20 protein-coding genes are annotated in these 18670 nt (G+C 68.8%); 10 read left to right on the top strand and 10 right to left on the bottom strand.

Annotated features, from left to right (window positions below; genetic code table 11):
- Positions 1-23: 23 nt before the first annotated feature.
- The 3 genes from P0Y41_RS01310 to P0Y41_RS01300 form a co-directional block, all read right to left on the bottom strand.
- Positions 24-593 carry a DUF1684 domain-containing protein gene (locus P0Y41_RS01310; protein ID WP_284062217.1) on the bottom strand — a complete coding sequence of 190 codons (570 nt, stop codon included), beginning with the start codon at positions 591-593 and terminating at the stop codon, positions 24-26.
- A 108-nt stretch (positions 594-701) separates the two neighbouring features.
- Positions 702-1532, bottom strand: coding sequence for an imidazole glycerol phosphate synthase subunit HisF (hisF, locus tag P0Y41_RS01305; RefSeq protein WP_284062216.1), 831 nt, complete (start codon positions 1530-1532; stop codon positions 702-704).
- A gap of 146 nt (positions 1533-1678) precedes the next feature.
- Positions 1679-2005, bottom strand: a complete 327-nt coding sequence (locus tag P0Y41_RS01300; RefSeq protein WP_284062215.1) for a hypothetical protein — start codon at positions 2003-2005, stop codon at positions 1679-1681.
- A 126-nt stretch (positions 2006-2131) separates the two neighbouring features.
- On the opposite strand from P0Y41_RS01300, the gene P0Y41_RS01295 reads away from it, so the two are divergent.
- The gene (locus P0Y41_RS01295; protein ID WP_284062214.1) at positions 2132-2290 is read left to right on the top strand and encodes a DUF7550 family protein; all 159 of its coding nucleotides are present in this window, start codon (positions 2132-2134) and stop codon (positions 2288-2290) included.
- Positions 2291-2541: 251 nt separating this feature from the next.
- On the opposite strand, the gene purL is transcribed toward P0Y41_RS01295, so the two are convergent.
- Positions 2542-4704 carry a phosphoribosylformylglycinamidine synthase subunit PurL gene (gene purL / locus P0Y41_RS01290; RefSeq protein WP_284062213.1) on the bottom strand — a complete coding sequence of 721 codons (2163 nt, stop codon included), beginning with the start codon at positions 4702-4704 and terminating at the stop codon, positions 2542-2544.
- A 129-nt stretch (positions 4705-4833) separates the two neighbouring features.
- Between purL and P0Y41_RS01285 the strand changes: the two genes are divergently transcribed.
- Positions 4834-5517, top strand: a complete 684-nt coding sequence (locus P0Y41_RS01285) for a PHP domain-containing protein (protein WP_284062212.1) — start codon at positions 4834-4836, stop codon at positions 5515-5517.
- A 20-nt stretch (positions 5518-5537) separates the two neighbouring features.
- Positions 5538-6692, top strand: a complete 1155-nt coding sequence (locus P0Y41_RS01280) for an asparagine synthase C-terminal domain-containing protein (protein WP_284062211.1) — start codon at positions 5538-5540, stop codon at positions 6690-6692.
- A 217-nt stretch (positions 6693-6909) separates the two neighbouring features.
- On the opposite strand, the gene P0Y41_RS01275 is transcribed toward P0Y41_RS01280, so the two are convergent.
- Complete coding sequence (locus tag P0Y41_RS01275; RefSeq protein ID WP_284062210.1) at positions 6910-7392, bottom strand: NUDIX hydrolase; 483 nt, start codon at positions 7390-7392, stop codon at positions 6910-6912.
- 83 nt (positions 7393-7475) lie between these two features.
- Positions 7476-8465: a transcription initiation factor IIB gene (locus P0Y41_RS01270; RefSeq protein WP_284062209.1), complete on the bottom strand. Its 990-nt coding sequence runs from the start codon at positions 8463-8465 to the stop codon at positions 7476-7478.
- A 291-nt stretch (positions 8466-8756) separates the two neighbouring features.
- On the opposite strand from P0Y41_RS01270, the gene gatC reads away from it, so the two are divergent.
- From gatC to P0Y41_RS01255, 3 genes are all read left to right on the top strand, one after another.
- Positions 8757-9068: an Asp-tRNA(Asn)/Glu-tRNA(Gln) amidotransferase subunit GatC gene (gene gatC, locus P0Y41_RS01265; protein ID WP_284062208.1), complete on the top strand. Its 312-nt coding sequence runs from the start codon at positions 8757-8759 to the stop codon at positions 9066-9068.
- On the top strand, positions 9065-10447 hold the full coding sequence (gatA, locus tag P0Y41_RS01260) for an Asp-tRNA(Asn)/Glu-tRNA(Gln) amidotransferase subunit GatA (RefSeq protein WP_284062207.1): 1383 nt from the start codon (positions 9065-9067) through the stop codon (positions 10445-10447). Before gatC ends, gatA begins: the two co-directional genes overlap by 4 nt.
- A gap of 69 nt (positions 10448-10516) precedes the next feature.
- Positions 10517-10723, top strand: coding sequence for a hypothetical protein (locus tag P0Y41_RS01255; RefSeq protein WP_284062206.1), 207 nt, complete (start codon positions 10517-10519; stop codon positions 10721-10723).
- A gap of 36 nt (positions 10724-10759) precedes the next feature.
- On the opposite strand, the gene P0Y41_RS01250 is transcribed toward P0Y41_RS01255, so the two are convergent.
- Positions 10760-12385 carry a TrkH family potassium uptake protein gene (locus P0Y41_RS01250; protein WP_284062205.1) on the bottom strand — a complete coding sequence of 542 codons (1626 nt, stop codon included), beginning with the start codon at positions 12383-12385 and terminating at the stop codon, positions 10760-10762.
- 112 nt (positions 12386-12497) lie between these two features.
- Between P0Y41_RS01250 and P0Y41_RS01245 the strand changes: the two genes are divergently transcribed.
- The 3 genes from P0Y41_RS01245 (at position 12498) to P0Y41_RS01235 (ending at position 14782) form a co-directional block, all read left to right on the top strand.
- Positions 12498-12821 (top strand): DUF7471 family protein, encoded by a 324-nt coding sequence (locus P0Y41_RS01245; RefSeq protein ID WP_284062204.1) that lies wholly within the window; start codon positions 12498-12500, stop codon positions 12819-12821.
- Positions 12818-13351, top strand: coding sequence for a winged helix-turn-helix transcriptional regulator (locus tag P0Y41_RS01240; protein WP_284062203.1), 534 nt, complete (start codon positions 12818-12820; stop codon positions 13349-13351). The genes P0Y41_RS01245 and P0Y41_RS01240 overlap by 4 nt, the downstream gene beginning before the upstream one ends.
- 87 nt (positions 13352-13438) lie before the next feature.
- Entirely contained in the window at positions 13439-14782 is a 1344-nt protein-coding gene (locus P0Y41_RS01235; RefSeq protein WP_284062202.1) for a DUF7405 family protein, read from the top strand.
- Between the two features lie 25 nt (positions 14783-14807).
- On the opposite strand, the gene P0Y41_RS01230 is transcribed toward P0Y41_RS01235, so the two are convergent.
- Positions 14808-15095 carry a hypothetical protein gene (locus tag P0Y41_RS01230; protein WP_284062201.1) on the bottom strand — a complete coding sequence of 96 codons (288 nt, stop codon included), beginning with the start codon at positions 15093-15095 and terminating at the stop codon, positions 14808-14810.
- Between the two features lie 353 nt (positions 15096-15448).
- On the opposite strand from P0Y41_RS01230, the gene P0Y41_RS01225 reads away from it, so the two are divergent.
- Positions 15449-16564 (top strand): iron transporter, encoded by a 1116-nt coding sequence (locus P0Y41_RS01225; protein WP_284062200.1) that lies wholly within the window; start codon positions 15449-15451, stop codon positions 16562-16564.
- A gap of 20 nt (positions 16565-16584) precedes the next feature.
- Here the strand turns inward: P0Y41_RS01225 and trkA are convergent, their stop codons facing one another.
- Both trkA and P0Y41_RS01215 read right to left on the bottom strand, forming a co-directional pair.
- Positions 16585-17922, bottom strand: a complete 1338-nt coding sequence (trkA, locus tag P0Y41_RS01220) for a Trk system potassium transporter TrkA (RefSeq protein ID WP_284062199.1) — start codon at positions 17920-17922, stop codon at positions 16585-16587.
- Positions 17923-18057: 135 nt separating this feature from the next.
- On the bottom strand, positions 18058-18600 hold the full coding sequence (locus tag P0Y41_RS01215) for an SRPBCC family protein (RefSeq protein WP_284062198.1): 543 nt from the start codon (positions 18598-18600) through the stop codon (positions 18058-18060).
- Between the last annotated feature and the right edge of the window lie 70 nt (positions 18601-18670).

Below are 18670 nucleotides of genomic sequence, written 5' to 3'. Positions count from 1 at the left end.
GTACGTTTCTTCGCTCTCGTCGGTCACTCGTCGGGAAGCGTCTCGCCCGCCGTGATCGCTACGTCGAGCCAGTTCTCCATCGGGACGAGCGGGCATTCGTACGCCTCCGAGTACGCGCAGTAGGGGTTGTACGCCTCGTTGAAGTCCACCAGCCAGTCGCCGCCGGCGGTCCGGTCGTCGGGGTCCTCCAAATCGAGGTACCGGCCGGCTGGGTAGGTCCACTCGCCGTTGGTCTCGTCGCGGAACGGCACCCACAGGCGGTGCTCGTCGCCCGGGGATCGATACGCCTGGATCGTCACATCCTCGCCGTCGACCGTGATCCGGAACTCGCCGACGTTGTCGTACTCGCGAGCGCCGTCCTGCGTCGTCTCGACGGTGATGCGCTCGGGGTCGTCGTGTTCGTGCAACGTGGCCGCAAAGCGGTACGCGGGGTCCGGATCGAAGTAGTTCAGGCCGGAAAACCCCGCTCGGTCCGACTGTGGAACCGGCGATCGCGGGTGTTCGGCGAAGAACTCGTCTTTCTTGCGGCGGTCCTGGCGAACGCGCTCGTCGTATGCCTCCGGGTCAAGATCGGTGTCGCCGTCGGTGCTCATACCCGACTCTTCGCTGGCCCGCGTGTTCAACGTTCAGCGGTCGTGTCTGGTACGCACAAGTGCGCAGGCCGTCAGAGGCGATGGCATGACGGCGGTCGATCGACGGCTTCAGAGCCGGACGGGAACGTCGTGCTCGTCGAGGTAGCGCTTCACCTCGTCGATCCCGTACTCGTCGAAGTGGAAGATGCTGGCCGCCAGCGCGGCGTCGGCGTTCGCATCGACGAACACCTCTCGCATGTGCTCGGGGCTGCCCGCGCCGGAGGAGGCGATAACCGGCGTCGACACGGCGTCGCAGACGGCCCGCGTGAGCGGGACGTCATAGCCGTCTTTCGTCCCGTCCGCGTCGATGGAGTTGACGAACAGTTCCCCGGCACCCCGTTCTTCCGCCTCCTTCGCCCACGTCACCACGTCGAGACCGGTTCCCTCTCGACCACCTTTGACGGTGCACTCGAACCAGCATTCCTCGGTCTCGCCGGCCTCGCGTTCGACCTCGATGTAGTGGTCGCCCTCGTCGTCGAAGCGGCGCCGCGCGTCGACGGAGATGACGATGCACTGGCTGCCGAAGGCGTCGGCGCCCTCGGTGATCAGTTCGGGGTTCTCGATCGCGCCGGAGTTGATCGACACCTTGTCCGCTCCCGCCCGGAGCGTCTCTTTGATGTCGGCCTTCGTGCGGATGCCGCCGCCGACGGTCAGGGGGATGAAGCACTCGTCGGCGACGGCCGACACCGTGTCGAGCATCGTCTCGCGGCCCTCCGCGCTGGCGGTGATGTCGAGGAACACGAACTCGTCGGCACCGGCCTCGTTGTACTTTTTCGCCATCTCGACGGGGTCACCGGAGTACTCTAAGTTCTCGAAGTTGACACCGGTGTAGACGGCGGCGTTCCCGTCGTCGTCGAGGTCGACGTCGATACACGGGATGATCCGCTTCGTAAGGGTCATACGTTCGATAGCCGCGACCCGGGTTTCATCGTTTCGCCTGTCCGCGCAGGGACTGCCCGAGCGGCGTCGGGCGCGACCGCGACGGCCGTCGTGATCATAGTTGCCCCGACAGCGTCGGTCGGACCCCGTCGGTCACACGACTCGGCTCACCGCTTCCATCTCGCGGTGGTTCCCCCGCCGTACAGCCACGACCGGATGCGACTCACGAGCGAGTGAAGCAGCACGAACAGCACGAACACGTACGCGAGCCCGGCGACCGCCTGCGCCGTCGGGTCGACCGTTTCGACGACGACGGGGTGGACGTACCTGAGGTAGCCGTACACGCCCCCGACTACCCCCGTGAGTCCGACGGCGGCGACCGTCGCGGCGTAGCACGCGAACACCGTCCACCAGACGAGGTCGGCGACGTACTCGCTTCGCTGTGCCGCTCGCTGGACGCGCGTGAGGAGGGTCGAGCGATTCGGGAGGACCATACCCCCGTGTGTCGAACCCACGACAAAACGGTGACGGCCGACGGCGTCGCTGGGTCCCGATTGGCCCGCAGCCGACGCGGACCACGACCGATTAAGTAGCAGCGCGACGCCGTTCCGATAGGAACTATGGCCGACCACCACGATCACGATCACTACAAGGAGTTCGACTACGAGCGCGTCACTTCGCCGATGCAGAACGTGACGAGTGGACAGGCGATCACGGGCGCAATCATCGCGATCGTCGGCGTCCTCGTCGCCTTCGGGCTGCCGCTCGTTCTGGTGTAACGGTCGGAGCGTCTCGACTCGGTCCCGACGATCGATCTCATCGGGCTTTCACCTCGGCACAGCCTCGCTGATTCGTTCACAGCGACGGTGACTGTCCCCTTCGTCTCGAATGCGGCCGAGTGCCTCGCGAACACCGCAGCCGGAAGGGTAACGCGGAGCGAGACGCAATTCCATGAACCCAGAGAGGCACCGCGGTCGATCGACTCTCGCGCCGCTGCGACCGCCACCGTCTCCCCCACCTCGGGGCGCCGTCACTCCAGTTCGCGCTCGATGACCCTGCGGAGAGCGCGGATCGACGCGGCGTCGAACGACAGCGCCGCGTTACCGACGGTGAGCGAGAGCGTCCCGTCGGCCGTCGCCTCGCCGATCCGCTCGACCGGCGCGACGCCGTCGAACGTCTCGCGGACCGCCTCCGGATCGGTCGTCTCGATCACCGCCCGTCCGGGCGTCTCGTCGAACAGCGCGAGAGCGTCGTCGAGCGCCACGTCGGCGCCCGCGCCGTCCGTCACCATCTCGGCGAGCGTGACAGCGAGTCCGCCGTGGCTCACGTCGTGGACCGCGAGCGTCTCCCCCTCGTTGGCCACCGAAGCGAGGGATTCGACGACTGCCGATGCGTTCTCCGGAACCCCTGGGAAGCGGTCGCTCCCGCCGATCTGCGCCAGCAGCTCCGACCCGCCGAGCGCCTCGCCGGGCGCGCCCACGTGGAGTAGCGTCCCCTCGCCGGAGAAGGCCGCCGGCGGCGCCGAGAACCCCGCCTTCGTCCCGATGACCGCCAGCGTCGGCGTCGGCGGAATCGGGCCGGCGACCGAGTCGTTGTACAGCGAGACGTTGCCGCCGACAACCGGGACCGAGAGATCAGAACACATCTCGGCCAGCCCGTCGACGGCGGCCGCAAACCCGCCGTACACGTCGGACTTCTCCGGGTTTCCACCGTTGAGACAGTCGACCGCCGCGAGCGGGGTCGCTCCGTTCGCCGCGAGGTTCGTCACGTTCTCCAGCGCGACGGCGCGGGCACCGTCGTACGGAGCTGCATCCGTCCATCGCGGCTCCGACCCCGAAGACAGGGCCAGTCCCAGCGGCTCACCAGCGTCGGACTCCGCCTCGCGGATAGCCATGACCGCGGCGTCGTCGCCCGGGAGCACTGAGGTTCGGACGCCGACCTCGTGATCGTACTGCCGGTACACCCAGCGCTTGCTCGCGGTGTTGGGGTGCCCGACGACCGATTCGATCGCCTCGAGTAGCGCTTCGGAATCGATCGCCGCTTCCCCGTCGTCGGCAACCAGGTCCGGCAGGTTCCGATCTGGCTGTACGGGTTCCTCCCGGTCGAGGTCGTTCATCGGCGCCCCGTCGGCGAGGTACCCCGCGGGCGCGTCGACGACCGGTTCGCCGTCGAAGGTGCACACGTAGTTGCCGTCCGTCACCTCGCCGATGGTCGAGCAGCCGAGGTCGAATCGGTCGGCCAGCTCGGCGACGCGGTCGACGTCTTCGGTTCGCACCTCGTACACCATGCGCTCTTGGCTTTCGGCGAGCAGGATCTCCATGGCGTTCATGTTCGGCTCGCGCTGGTGGACGCGGTCGAGCGCTATCTCGGCGCCGAGTTCTCCCTTCGCGACGAGTTCGGATGAGGCTCCCCCGAGCCCGGCCGCACCCAGGTCTCGGGCAGCGACGACGAGCCCCTCGTCGATCAGCGATTCGTTGCACTCGATCAGACGCTTCTCGGCGTACGGGTCTCCCACCTGGACGGCGGGGCGGTCCTCCGTCTCTGCGTCCTCCGCGAGGTCCTCGCTGGCGAAGGAGGCGCCGCCGAGGCCGTCGCGGCCGGTCGCGTTGCCGACGAGTACCAGCTTGTTCCCGGGCGTCTCGGCGGTCGCGGTGACAAGCCGATCTGGGGTGGTGAGGCCAACGCAGGCGACGTTGACGAGGGGGTTCCCCTCGTAGCCGTCGTCGAACGCGACCGACCCCGCGACGGTGGGGACGCCGATGCAGTTGCCGTAGTGGCTGATCCCCTCGACGACGCCCTCGAACAGGTACTTGGAGTGCTCACGGTCGAAGCCGCCGAAGTACAGCGAGTCCGCCAGCGCGATCGGGTACGCGCCCATCGACATCGTGTCGCGGACGATCCCGCCAACGCCGGTAGCGGCGCCGTCGAACGGGTCGACGTACGAGGGGTGGTTGTGGCTCTCGATCCCCAGCGTGGCGTAGGTGTCTTCGTCGAGCGCGACGACCGCCGCGTCGTCGCCGGGCCCGATGACCACGTCGTCGCTCTCGCTGTCGAAGGCGCTCAACAGCGGACGTGACGACCGGTACGCGCAGTGCTCACTCCAGAGGTTCTCGAACAGCGCGGACTCGGCTCGGGTCGGCTCCCGTCCGAGTTCCGCCTCCACCAGTTCCCGGTCCGCATCGGCGAGGGGCATTCACATGTGCGGTCAACACGGCCAGCAAAATGGCTTTCCATGTGCACGAACATGCCCATATGTCGCCGATCTACCGGGGGTCCCGATCGGACCGGGCCCCTTTTCTACGGTCCGCGAGTACGTTCTGTCGTGCTATCGGTCGAGCTGCACAGTCACTCCGCGCTCTCGCACGACGGCCGCGACCCGGTCGACATGCTCCTCGAACAGGCGGCCGCCGTCGGCCTCGACGCGCTTGCGGTCACCGACCACGACGAACTCGACGCGAGCCTGGAGGCTGCCGAACTGGCCGATGAGTACGGGCTCGTCGGGATCCCGGGGATGGAGGTCACGAGCGCTGCCGGTCACGTGCTCGCGTTCGGTATCGATGACCCGATCCCCGCCGGGCTGGACTATGACGAGACGCTCGACCGGATCCACGAGCAGGGCGGTCTCGCGGTGGTCCCGCATCCGTTCCAGAAGTCGCGCCACGGCGTCGCACCGCACATCTCCGACGATCAGTTGGCGAACGCGGACGCCATCGAGGTGTACAATTCCCGACTCCTCACAGGGCGCTCGAACCGCCAAGCGGAATCGTTCGCAGTGAACCGGGGACTCCCGATGACTGCCGGGAGCGACGCACACATCGCCGAGATGGTGGGCCAAGCGGTGACCGAGGTGGGCGCCGAGGAACGCTCGGTCGACGCAATCCTCGACGCCGTCCGCGATGGGCGTACGAGCGTCGTCGGCAAGCGGACCCCGTGGTACATCTCCTTTCGACAGGCCGCCGGCGGCGCCAAGCGCCGCATCGGTCGCCGCGTCGGCGATCTCCTGTGAGCCGCATTCGTCGCCCCGGAGTGACAGATCTCGGCGGGAGCGCCACTACCTCCGACAGGGGCGGGACCGACCGCGTCGACGGCGCCGATCCCGTGATCGTCCGCACGGCGCTTTCCGACGGAGTCCCGCTACCCGGAACCAACGGGTTCGCGGGGATTCTCGACGGGACTCTAGTTCGTGACGTCCTCGGTCGACGGCCGCTGTTCGTCGACCGCGACGACGCCGACCGCTGGAGCCGGACGCCAACAGACCTGAAGCGCCCGCGCTCGCTCCCCGCCGGCCGCGTGCTCGACGCCGACGGCGAGCGACGCGTCTGGTCGCTTCCCGATCCTGACCCGGTCGACGATCTGACGGCGCTCGAGGAAGTCGGGGCCGCTGTCCGCGACCGCGTTCGGTCGGTTGACTCGGACGGGCTCGCGGTCGCGTTCTCCGGCGGCGTCGACTCTGGAGTCGTCGCCGCCGGAGTACCGGAGGCGCCGCTGTACGTCGCCGGGTTCGAGGGTGCACACGACGTCGCCGCCGCTCGCGAGGCAGCCGCATCGATGGATCGCGACCTGCGGGTCGTCGAACTGACCCACGACGATCTGACGCGAGCCGTCCCCGAAATCGTCGCGGCGACGGGCAGGCGGAACCCGATGGACGTCGCTATCGCGCTCCCGCTGTATCTCGTCGGCGAACGCGCGGCCGCGGACGGATACACCCGGCTCGCGGTCGGCCAGGGCGCGGACGAACTGTTCGGCGGCTACGCGAAGGTGGTCGATCCGGCGGACGACCCTCGCGTCGACGCGAGCACCGTCCGCGGCGCCCGCCGCGAGACGGTCGCGACGCTCCCAGACCAACTCGAGCGCGACGTGCTCGCGCTCGGCGCGGCGGGCGTCGAACCGGTCGCGCCGTTGCTCCACGACCGCATCGTGTCGGCGGCGCTCGCGCTGCCCGGACACCTCCTTGTCGCCGACAGCGAGCGGAAGGTGGCGCTGCGCGCTGCCGCCGAGGGACTCGTCCCCGAACACGTCCGCTCGGCGAATAAGAAGGCAGTCCAATACGGCACGTACGTCTCCCGCGAACTCGACCGCCTCGCGCGACAGTCCGGGTTCAAACGCCGGATGGACGACCACGTCGGGCGCTACGTCGCCGATCTGTGCGGCGAGGAGTACCGCACGGGTGATGAGGCGTAGCCAGCCGTCGAGCGGTCAGACGCTGCGCTCTCGGTCGGTGCTGACAGGCGACACGGCCTCGCGGGCCACAGCGGTCGACGCAGTGTCGCGCTCCCGCTGAGCGCCGACCGGCGCTGGCTACTCGACGGCGACAGTGGTCGCGTTCCCGTACTTGAACCCTCGGCTGCGACTGCACGCTCGACTGGAGGTGGATCTCGAGCGCGTCGGACGGGCGCCGCTACCAGTCCATCGCGTCCGCGACCGTCTCGATCGCCTCAGTGCCGATCGCGGCAGTGTCGCTGTCCACGTCGCCCTCGCGGAGATCGCCGGGAGTGTACCAGTTCCAGGCCTGCGCACCGACCTCGTCGTCGCCGGCGGGGTCGATCACCCGGCTGTCGACGGCCGCGAAGTAGATCGAGTCGACGTGCTGGTGACCGACTGTGCCGTCATCGTGGACGTTGATATCGTACAGCATGGTGTGTCGGGGCACCGGAAGCGTTTCGCCTGCCGGCGCCGCGATCGGTTCGGTATCGTCGACGAGTGTCGGCTCCAGACCGGTCTCTTCGTGCGCCTCCCTGAGCGCCGCTTCGTGGGGGAGTTCGTCACGGTCGACGTGACCACCGGGCGGGATACGAATGCCGAGCTTCGGATGGCGGTGAAGGGCGGTCGCGCCGTCGTGGACGAGGTAGAGGGTCGCGGTGAAGTGGCGTGTCGTTTCCATACGCGTCGCTGGCGGGTGCACGGCTTCGGCGTTACGAAAGCGGGCCGAGCGCGACGGACGGCCCCGGAACGCACGTCAGTCGCTCAACCGAGCTGTACGTGCTCTTCAGCTTCGAGGAGCTCGTGATACCGGTTTCGGATGGTGACCTCCGAGATGTTCGCCACCTCGCTCACCTCGCTTTGGGTCACCTTCTCGTTGGTGAGCAGCGACGCGGCGTAGACGGCGGCCGCGGCGAGGCCCACCGGCGACTTGCCCGAGTGGACGCCCTCCTGTTTTGCGGTCTGGAGGAGCTGGCGAGCGCGGCGCTCGGACTCGTCGGACAGCTCGAGGGAGGATGCGAACCGCGGGACGTAGCTCTCGGGGTCGGCGGGCTGTATCTCCAGCTTCAGCTCGCGGACGACGTAGCGGTACGTGCGGGCGATCTCGTCCTTCTCTACCCGTGATACGTTGGTGATCTCGTCGAGCGAGCGCGGCGTGCCGGCCTGCCGCGCGGCGGCGTACAGGCTCGCGGTAGCGACGCCCTCGATGGAGCGCCCCGGCAGGAGGTCCTCGTCGAGCGCGCGGCGGTAGATGACCGACGCGGTCTCGCGGACGTTGTCCGGGAGGCCGAGCGCGGAGGCCATGCGGTCGATCTCGCCGAGCGCCTGCTTGAGGTTTCGCTCTTTCGAGTCGCGCGTGCGGAACCGCTCGTTCCACGTGCGCAGGCGCTGCATCTTCTCGCGCTGGCGGCCGGACAGTTGGTTGCCGTAGGCGTCCTTGTCCTGCCAGCCGATGTTGGTCGACAGCCCCTTGTCGTGCATCATGTTCGTCGTCGGGGCGCCGACGCGGGACTTCTGGTCCTTCTCTTTGGAGTCGAACGCGCGCCACTCCGGCCCGTGATCAATCTCGTCCTCCTCGACGACGAGACCGCAGTCTCGACAGACCGTCTCGCCGCGTTCGGAGTCGTTCGTCAGCTTGCCGCCGCATTCTGGACACTCGAGTTGTTCTCCCTCCGACTCGGACGTCGCCTCGTCCTCATCGACGGTGGTAGTACGCGATCGGTCGTCCGTGTAGCTTCGGACGTTCTCACTCATTATTAGGATGGTTGAAATCGGAGACTAACAGCTCCGATGGGGGTTTCGCCGTACCAATTACACGGGCGGAAGCAACTTATATCTGCTGGCGGTATTTCGCTGTCCCCGGTCGCGAAACGCACCCTACGACGCCGGTTTGCGTCTCGGCGCCATCGGCTCCGAACTGCGACGTTCCCCGGGTGAGCTCGGACGGGCGAAGGCGGTCGGTCGGAACCGACGAGTCTGGCGGTGGAGGCGCGCCCGGTCGGGGGTATCGAAACCCTTACTCGCGGTCCGCGGCACTCCCCGTACATGACAGCGACGGACGATGGCGGCGCATCGGACGCCGACGCGGGCGTCGTCGACCCCGACGAGGTCCGCCACGTCGCCGACCTCGCGCGGGTCGACCTCGACGACGAGGAGGCGGCGGCGTTCGCCGAGCAGTTCGCGGACGTGCTCGACTACTTCGCGGCGCTCGACGAGGTGCCCGAAGTCGAGGACGAACCGGATCTGGTGAACGTGATGCGGGCCGACGAGGTCCGCGACGGACTCACGCAAGAGGAGGCGCTGGCGAACGCGCCCGACAGCGAGGCGGGCTTCTTCAAGGGGCCGAAGGTCTCATGAGCGCCGACGACGCCCGTCCCGACGACACCGCGGGCTCCGACGACGGCGACGAGTTCAACGTCTTCCTCAGCCGCGAGACCGTCGCCGGCGACGACGAGGGACCGCTCGCCGGCAAGACCGTCGCGGTGAAAGACAACATCTCGACGGCGGGGATCCCCACCACCTGCGGCTCCGCGATGCTCGACGGGTACGTTCCGCCGTACGACGCCACGGTCGTCGAGCGGCTCTGCGAGGCGGGCGCGACGATCGTCGGCAAGACGAACATGGACGAGTTCGGCATGGGCGGCACCACGGAAACCTCGGCGTACGGACCCACGAAGAACCCCGTCGACCCAGAGCACGTCCCCGGCGGCTCCTCCGGGGGCTCCGCGGCGGCCGTCGCCGCCGGCGAAGCGGACCTCGCGCTCGGGTCGGACACGGGCGGGTCCGTGCGCAATCCCGCCGCCTTCTGCGGGGTCGTCGGCATCAAGCCGACGTACGGACTCGTCTCGCGATACGGCCTCGTCGCGTACGCCAACTCGCTCGAGCAGATCGGCCCGCTGGCGACCACTGTCGAGGACGCGGCGGCGCTGCTCGATGCGATTGCCGGCCCCGACGAGCACGACGCCACCACGCGGTACGACGCCGCCGAGGGCGGCGCGGCCGCCGTCAGCGACGCCGCGGACGTCCCTGACGACGTTCATCCGGCCGACGCGACCGAGTACGCCGCGGCCGCCGACGGCGACGTCGACGGCATGACGATCGGCGTGCCGACGGAACTGGTCGAGGGCGCCGACGACGCCGTCGTCGACGTGTTCGAGGACGCGCTCGCGGATCTCGAGGCGCGCGGCGCCGAGACGGTCGAGGTGTCGCTTCCCTCGGTCGAGCACGCGGTCCAGGCGTACTACGTCATCGCGATGTCGGAGGCCTCCTCCAACCTCGCACGGTTCGACGGCGTCCGCTACGGGATCGACGGCGGCGAGGGCAACTGGAACGAGTCGTTCGCCCGGTCCCGCGAGGAGGGCTTCGGCGACGAGGTGAAGCGCCGGGTCCTGCTGGGCACCTACGCGCTCTCGGCGGGCTACCACGACAAGTACTACAAGAAGGCCCAGGACGCCCGCGCCTGGGTGAAACAGGACTTCGACGAGGCGCTCGCCGAAGCGGACGTGCTCGCGACGCCGACGATGCCCGTGTTGCCACCGAAGCGCGGCGAAAGCCTCGACGACCCGCTTTCGCTGTACCTCATGGACGCCAACACGGTGCCGGTGAACCTCGCGAACCTCCCCGCGATCTCGGTGCCCGCCGGCGAGGTCGAGGGACTGCCGGTCGGGATGCAGTTCGTCGGCCCGGCCTTCGGCGAGGAGACGGTCATCCGCGCCGGCAGCGCCGTCGAGGAGTAGGAGCGCGGCCGCTGGCCGGCCGGGGAACTCCCATCAGTAGTTTTTGCCGCCGAGTTTCGCGGTTCGGACGTGGACGACGCCCTCCGCCAGCGACTCGACTCGATCGAACGACGCCAGCGGATCGTGATAGCCCTTCTCGTGATACCGTACGTGCTCGGCGTTCTCCGGTTCCGGATCTCGTTTGGCGCCGGCAGGATCGTGTTCACGGTCGTCGGAACGTCGGTTATTCTTCTCGTCGGGATCCGCTATGTCGGGCGAGGCTCCTCGCACGGGTGACATCACCGCCCCGGACAGTCGAGGCATCGCGCCGGGCTATCGTCGCCAGTACTCCGGCGTGAAACAAACCAGCACCGGGATAATCTCCAGGCGACCGATCCACATCAGGAACACCATGTACAGGCGGCTGCCGTTCGAGAACGGGAGGTAGCTCCCCATCGGTCCGAGCACGCCGAACCCCGGCCCGACGTTTCCGAGGGTCGTCGCTGCGGCGCTCATGATCTCGAGCACGGAGAACGCCGTGTCGACGCGGAGGCTGTCGAGGAACAGCACCAGCGCGGACAGGAAGAACAGCACGATGTACAGCAGGGTGAACGCAAATATCCCGCGGACCCCGCGCTCGTCGAGCGCCCGGCCGTTCAGCCGGACAGGACGGACCGCGTCGGGATGGGCGGTCGTGAACAGTTCGCGCCGAAGCGATTTGGCGATCACCACCCAGCGGATGACCTTGATCCCCCCGCCGGTCGACCCGGCGGAGCCGCCGATGAACATCGCGAACAGCAGCACGTACTGTGCTACCGGCCCCCAGGCGTTGAAGTCCATGCTCGCGTACCCCGTCGTCGTCACGAGTGCGAGCGCCTGGAACAGCGCGTGGCGAAGGGCAGGCTCGACGTTGCCCGAGATAGCGTCCGTCACCTGCGTGAGGTACGCGGCGTCGAACGTCGATCCCCCGGCTGGAACCGCGGAGACGAACGTCCCGCCGAACAGCAGTCCGGTGAGAATCGCGGTCAGCACGCCGAGCACGCCGACGTACGCGCGGAACTCGACGTCCTGAAACATCCGCCGCGGGTCGCCGGTGAGCACGCCCCAAAACAGCGCGAAGTTGATCCCGGCGGCGAACATGAACGGGATGATCACCCACTGCACGGCGGCGGAAAACGCTTCGATCGACCGCGCTTCCGGCGAGAATCCCCCGGTCGGCATCGTCGTCAGGCCGTGGGCGATCGCGTTATACAGCGTCATGTTCGGCGCCAGCCCGGGCATGCCGACCGCCGGACCGCCCACGTGCATCCCGTACAGGAGCACGACTTCGAGCGCGGTGATGCCCGCGTAGACGCCCCACAGTACGCGCGCCGTCTCGGCGATCCGCGGGGTCAGCTTCTCGATCCCCGGGCCGGGCGCCTCGGCGTCCATCAGCTGCGCGCCGCCGACGGAGAGCTCGGGGAGGATCGCGACCGCGAGGACGACGATCCCCATGCCACCGAGCCACTGCGTGAGCTGCCGCCACAGCATGATCCCGCGGGTGTGCGTGTCGAAAGAGATGTCGCCGAGGACGGTCGCACCCGTGGTCGTGAAGCCCGACATCGCCTCGAACAGCGCGTTCACCGGGTTCGCGAGCGTCGAGGTCGGGGCCATAGGCGCGAGGACGCTGGGGATCCCGTGGGCCTCGATCAGGTACGGAACCGAGCCGACGATCCCGACTGCGAACCAGGTCATCGCGACCATGAGAAAGCCCTCTCTGGCGCCGAGATCCGGGTCGGGATCCAACCGCTCCAACCCCGTCCCGGCAAGCACGGCGAGGAGGATCGTCACGGCGAACGGCGCTATCGACTCGCCGTAGTACAGCGAAACGACCAGCGGAGCGAGCAGGGGGACCGAGAGGTACCGCACGACGGTCCCGACGAGGCTCAGGCTCGCCCGGTACTCCACGCGGAGGTTCACTCTCGAAGCGGGCGAGCGCGTCCCTGTTGAAGCTACCGTTCCGGCGCGAGCGCGTCGCCCCCGTCGGTACGCAGCGCGCAATTGTGAAGGCCACTCGGCGTCACGCACAGGTATGAACGGCCTGCTCCACGTGTCGGCCGGACTCCAGGGTGCCGCCTACGCGCTCGTCGTCGCGGTCGGCGGCGTCGCCGGCGCGGTCCTCCTCGGGCTCGGCTTGGCGGCGTTCCTCCGGCGACGGTCGCGATCGTATCTGCTCGTCGCGCTCGCGCTCGGCACCCTCACGGCCCGGGCGGGCCTTGCGGGCGCCGCTGCCGTCGGCCTCGTCGGCGTCAGCCCCCACCACTTCGGCGAACACCTCCTCGACGTGGTGATGGCCGGCCTCGTCATCGCGGCGGTGTACTACGCGCGGACGATACGCACGGAGGCGGCCTCGTGAGCGATCCCGCAACGCCGGCAGGCGACCGGCCGACGCGCGAACGCGTCGCCGACTACGTCTTCGCGCATCCCGGGATCCACTTCAACGAACTCGTCCGCCGGCTCGATCTGGCGCCCGGACAGGCGCAGTACCACCTCCGCCGGCTCGTCCGCGAGGACCGCGTCGTCGGCGAGGAGGTCTCGGGTCGGACCCACTACTTCGACCCCACCGTCGCTCCGATCGACCGTCGGCGGCTGGCGTTGTTCCGACGCGAGACCGCCCGCGACGCCGTCGTCGAACTGCTCGACGCCCCCGCCCGACCGGACGCCGTCGCCGACGCGGTCGGCGTCGCCAGGAGCACCCTAGAGTGGCACCTCGACGGCCTCGTCGAGGCCGGTGTCGTCGAGAAGCGGCGCGACGCACACGGGCGCGTCACGCTCGCGCTGACCGACCCGGAGGCGACTGCCGCGTTGCTGCAGCAGATCGAGCCGTCGCTGCCCGACCGGCTACTCGATCGGTTCACCCGGCTCGTCGACGCGTTGCTCGAGTGACCGACTGCTCCGCTCGAAGCGGTCACTCCGACGCCCGTTCGACGCGCGCACCACAACCCCCTTCTCCGCGACGCCGGTAACACGGGTATGACCGACGCGGACGCTTCCGAGGGGGACGAGCCCGGGGGAGACGGTCTCGCCACCGACGGCCTGTCGCGACGTGACGCGCTCAAGGCGGCCGTCGCCGTCGGCGGCGCTGCCGGCCTCGCCGCCTGCGTCGACCGGCTCGACGGCGAGGAGCCGATCCCGGCCGGCGACGGCGCCGATGCGCACCCGGATCGCCAGTTCGGCTGGAACGACCACATCCGGACCGACGACGCCGGCAACTGGCTAGTCCCGCGTCATCAGACTCTTCTGTACCTCTCGCTTCCGGAGGATGGACCGCCCAGCGACGACGACCGAGGTGCGGTCGCGGCCGCGCTCGACGCGCTCGACCGGGCGTACGCGTGGAGTCACGAGGGACTGCTCCACTCGGCCGGGTACTCGCCGCAGTACTTCGCGCGCTTCGAGGGATCGCTCGCCCTCCCCGAAGACGTGTCCCTGCCGGAGCCCGGTCCACTTGCGGACTACGAGACGCCCGAGTTCGACACGCAGGACGTGCTCGTCCACCTCGCGTCCGATCGCCCGGACGCGCTGTTAGCCGCCGAGGAAGCGCTCCTCGGCGAGCGCGAGGAGGCTAACGGCGTTTCGGTCCCGTCGGCCCTGACCGACGCGCTCGCGCTCGACGACCGTCGAACGGGCTTCTTCGACCCCGGGATGCCCCACGAGAAGGCCGACGGCCTCTCCGGGGTGCCGGACCCGAATCCGATCCCGGAGGACGCGCCGCTGTTCATGGGCTTCGCGGCCGGGTTCAGGGGAAACCAGGCGACGGAGGACTCCGTTGCCATCGGCGAGGGGCCGTTCGCCGAGGGGACGACGAAGTCAGTCGGGAACTGGCGCCAGCGGCTCGACGACTGGTACGGGGAGCAGGACTTCGACCAACAGGTGATGGAGATGTTCTCCCCGGGCCACGCCGCGGAGAACCTCGTCGAGGGCGTGGGGACGAACCTCGGCGACGACTCCGGAATCGACCGGTTCCTCGACACGGTGGTCGACGACGCTGAGGAGTACGGGCGGGTCGGCCACGCACAGAAGGCCGCACGGGACAACCGCGACGCCGACGGGAACCCGCTCTTGCTCCGGCGGCACTTCGAGTCGGCTGACGACGATATCGCGAGCCTGCACTTCCCGTCGCTTCAGCGCTCGATCGACCAGTTCGAGACCGTCCGGCGGTCGATGAACGGCGTCGACGCGACGGAGGCGACGCCGGCCGTCCGACAGCGCGTCAACAACGGCATCCTCGAGTACATCTTCCTGCGCCACCGCGGCTACTTCCTCGTTCCGCCGCGGTCGCTGCGCGCGCTGCCGACGCCCGACGGAAGCGAGGGGTGATCGACGCGCGGCTCGGGGGGCCGGTTCAGAAGTGAACGAACGCCACGACCGCGCCGATCACCGTCAGCGCGACGGCGACGGCGACGCCCACACTGCGCGTGCGCTCGGTGAGCACGTCCTCGCGAGTGAGCAACAACACCCCGGACCCGAGGAGCAGTCCCGCGAGTCCGATCCCGAGCCCGGTTGGGGATGCCCCGGCGAGCGGACCCGTCGGGGTCGCGGTCGGGTGGCCCGGATGAGCCAGCACGCCCTGCGGAAGCGACGCGATCGCGAGCGTCGCCACGAACGCGGCAGCGAGGAGTCTCCGTCTCATCGCCGCAGTCGAGGGTCGGCGCGCATAACACGGTTTCGACCCCGGCGCCGCCGGCCGTCCCGGGCGGTTCGAGCACCGCGACGCGGCCGTCGCCGTACATCACGAACACCTCGGCGGCGATAGCGACGCCGAGGGAGACCGGACCGACAGTCGGCCCGGCGGTCACGACGACGACGCCGGCTGTGACGATCAGCGTCGTCGCGGCCGCGGCCAGCGCGGCCCGTGCGTCCGTCGTCCCCAGTCGTCCCCCGACAGTAGTAAGCGCTCCTCCTCGCCGACGGCGTTCGACGGGCGCACCACCGATTCGACGGGTGTACCAGAACCCCCTTTCGTCGCCGGGTCCGATCACGAGTATGCGCAGACGAACGCAGTTGGACAGACGGACGTTCCTCCGGAGCGCGGCGGCGACCGGTGCTGTCGCCGGCGCCGGGGGGCTCTCCGGCTGTCTGGGTTTCGAACTCGGCTCGAGCGACGGGATCGCCGGCGAGCCGCCGATCGTCGAGGACCGCCCGGACGGCGTCTACCTCCCGAGCCACGTGGAGGGGATGAAGATGGGCGGCATGGGTGAGAGCGGGGACTACCGCGTCGGGGTGTTCTACTCGTATGCGCACCGCTTCTGGAACGTCAACGGCGAGTCCGTCGAGCAGACGGACGTGCAGCCCGACGACGACGTGCACCTGATGGCGAGCGTCTGGGACCCCGAAACGGGACAGATACTCCCGGAAACCGGCCTGTCGGTCGAGATCGAACAGGACGGGTCGCTCGTCTCCCAGGAGGTCATTTACCCGATGCTCTCCCAGCCGATGGGGACCCACTACGGCGCGAACTTCGGCCTCGAGGGCGACGGTACCTACACCGTGAACGTCTCCGTCGGCGGCGTCCGCACCCGGCGGACGGGGACGTACCGCGATCGGTTTGGCGATCCCGCAACCGTTCCGGTCGAGATCGAGTACAGCCAGTCCGGGCGCGACGAGATTTCCTTCCGGACCCTCGAGAACGCCGGTGCGCGCGACGCCGTCGATCGCATGGAGATGGAGATGATGCCCGACGCGACCGCGCCGCCGGTAGACGACCTCCCGGGGGAGAGACTCGGCGAAGTGAACAGTAACGACGCGGTCCTCGTGGCGACGCTGCTGGAGGAGTCGCCCGTCGGCGTCGACGCTCCCGGCCCGTATCTCGCGGTTTCGGCGCGAACCCCGTACAACCGGATGGTGATCCCCGCGATGGGACTTGAGGCGACCCACGAACGCGGGGGTGAGACGCTGTTCACCGGCGAGCTGAGCCGGACGCTCGATCCCGATCTCTCGTACCATTACGGGGCGGCGATGGAGGGCGCGAGCGTCGAGTCGGGCGACGAGCTGACGCTGACGCCGACGGTGTGGCCGCAGATCGCGCGCCACGAGGGGTACGAGACGGCCTTCGGCGCGCTCCAGGGCGGAATGCCCGAGCGAACGCTGACGATCGAGTAGCCGAGACCGGGCGCGACGGCTTAGAGTTTGCTCGTGACCTCGTCGACGACGCTCTCCTCGAAAAAGACGACGACGTGGTCGCCGGGCTTGATCACCGTGTCACCGCGAGGGGTGACGAGATCCCTGTCCCGGGTGATCGCACCGATCACCAGGCACGGCGGGAAGTCGTGGATCGACTCGCTGATGGGGCGGTTTGCGAGCATCGACTCCTCGCTCACTTCGACCTCCAAGACTTCCGCTCGGTCGTCCTCGATGAACGCGACGTTCTCGGCGCTGCCCTCTCGCGTGAACCGGGAGATCTCCTCGGCGACGACCGCTCGCGGGCTGACGCCCACGTCGATGCCGACCGTCTCGAAGAGATCGACGTAGACGGTCCGGTCGACGACCGCGACCGTGCGCTCGACGCCGATTCGGCTCGCCAGCAGACACGACAGGAGGTTCTTCTCGTCGGAGTCCAACGTGGCAACGAGGACGTCGGCGTCGCCGACGTGCTCGCGCTCGAGGAAGTCGACGTCGGTGGCGTCAGACTGCATGACGACCGTCTCGGGGAGCTCCTCTGCGAGTTCGCGGGCCCGCTCTTCGTCCTGCTCGATGAGCCGGGGAGAGAACCCACGCTCGGCGAGCAGACGCGCGGCGTGGTAGCCGATCTCGGACCCGCCGACGATGACCACCTCCTCGCTCGTTCCGACGTGCTCTTCCGGGGCCACGTCGGCGGCGAACCCGCGAACGCTGCCGGGTGAGCCGATCACGACCGCCCGATCGCCCGCGGTGATCCGCGTCTCGCCGCGCGGGATGACGACCTCCTCGTCGCGGATGAGCGACGCGAAGGTGAGCGAGTCGAACCGATCGGCCTCGCTGACCGTCTGACCCGCAATCGGGCTCTCCTCGCTCACGTCGAACTCGGCCATCTGCACCTCGCCGTCCGCGAAGAGATTGACCTGGTGGGCCGCGGGCAGCCCGATCACTCTGACGATCGACTCCGCGGTGAGCAGGTTCGTACACACCATAAAATCGATGCCGAACGCCGTCCGCGAGCGCTCCCAGGTGCGCAGGTACTCGGTGTTCTTGATCCGGGCGATCGTGAACGCGTCGCTCACGGCCTTCGCCGTCGAACAGGCGACGATGTTCGTCTCGTCGTTGTCGGTGGAGGCGATCACCATGTCCGCCTCCGTGATGCCGGCGTCCTCCAGCGTGGAGACGGCGGTCCCGTCGCCGTTGATCGTCAACACGTCGAGCGAGTACGTCAGTTCGTCGCACCGGTCGGCGTCCCGCTCGACGATCACCACCTCGTGGCTCTCGTCGAGGTCCGCGGCGATGCTCTCTCCCACCTGTCCCGCGCCGATGATCACGACTCGCACGGCGGGGCCACCCCTGTCATGCCCGTTCGTGTTCGACCGAACAAAATGAGCGTTCCGAAGTTGAACCACCCGCGTCACCGCCAGTGGCGCGGACGCGGTCGTCACTTCGACGGCACCGAGGACCCTCCACCGCCGCTACACCGCGTCCGTGTCCTCGCGAACGACGAGCGTCACCTCTCGATCGCGCCCCTCGAGATCGGCGACCGCACGCCTGACGACCCGCTCGGCCTCCTCGGTGACGAGCCCTCTCACCTTGTCGAGTACCCAGTCGAACGAAACCAGCGGCGGGAGCGACACCGACGAGGCGTCCGCGCTCTCGGCGTCGAAACGGACTTCGAAGGTGACGCGACAGCCGACCGTCGCGTCGTCGGGCGCGTCTGCCGGCAGATCGTCGAAGGGCTCGATCCGCCACGAGCCGCGCGCTCGAATGTCTTTCAGGATCCGCCAGTCGATCCGCGTCGGCGGTTCCACGTCGGTCACCTCCGAACGGGCGGTGTACGTCAGCTTCCACCACGCGAACCGGAGCGCGTAGCGCGACCCGGGACCGCCGTCGCCGTGCGTCCGCGACACGCGGTCGAGGTACTCGCTGTATCGCTCGTAGCGCGGGAGGTCCACGAGGAACTCGTACGCCTCCTCGGGGGCGACGTACACGTCCGTCGAGACCACGAGCTCGTCCATGTCTCCGGATCCGCCGGACGAGAGGTAAGGGTTCGGGCTGGGACGGCGCGGACCCTTAGTCGGCGCCGGT

The organism is Halobaculum halobium (genome assembly GCF_030127145.1).
Taxonomy (GTDB): Archaea; Halobacteriota; Halobacteria; order Halobacteriales; family Haloferacaceae; genus Halobaculum; species Halobaculum halobium.
Note: the sequence above shows the minus strand (reverse complement) of the source record. Positions and strands in the feature narration are given on the sequence as shown.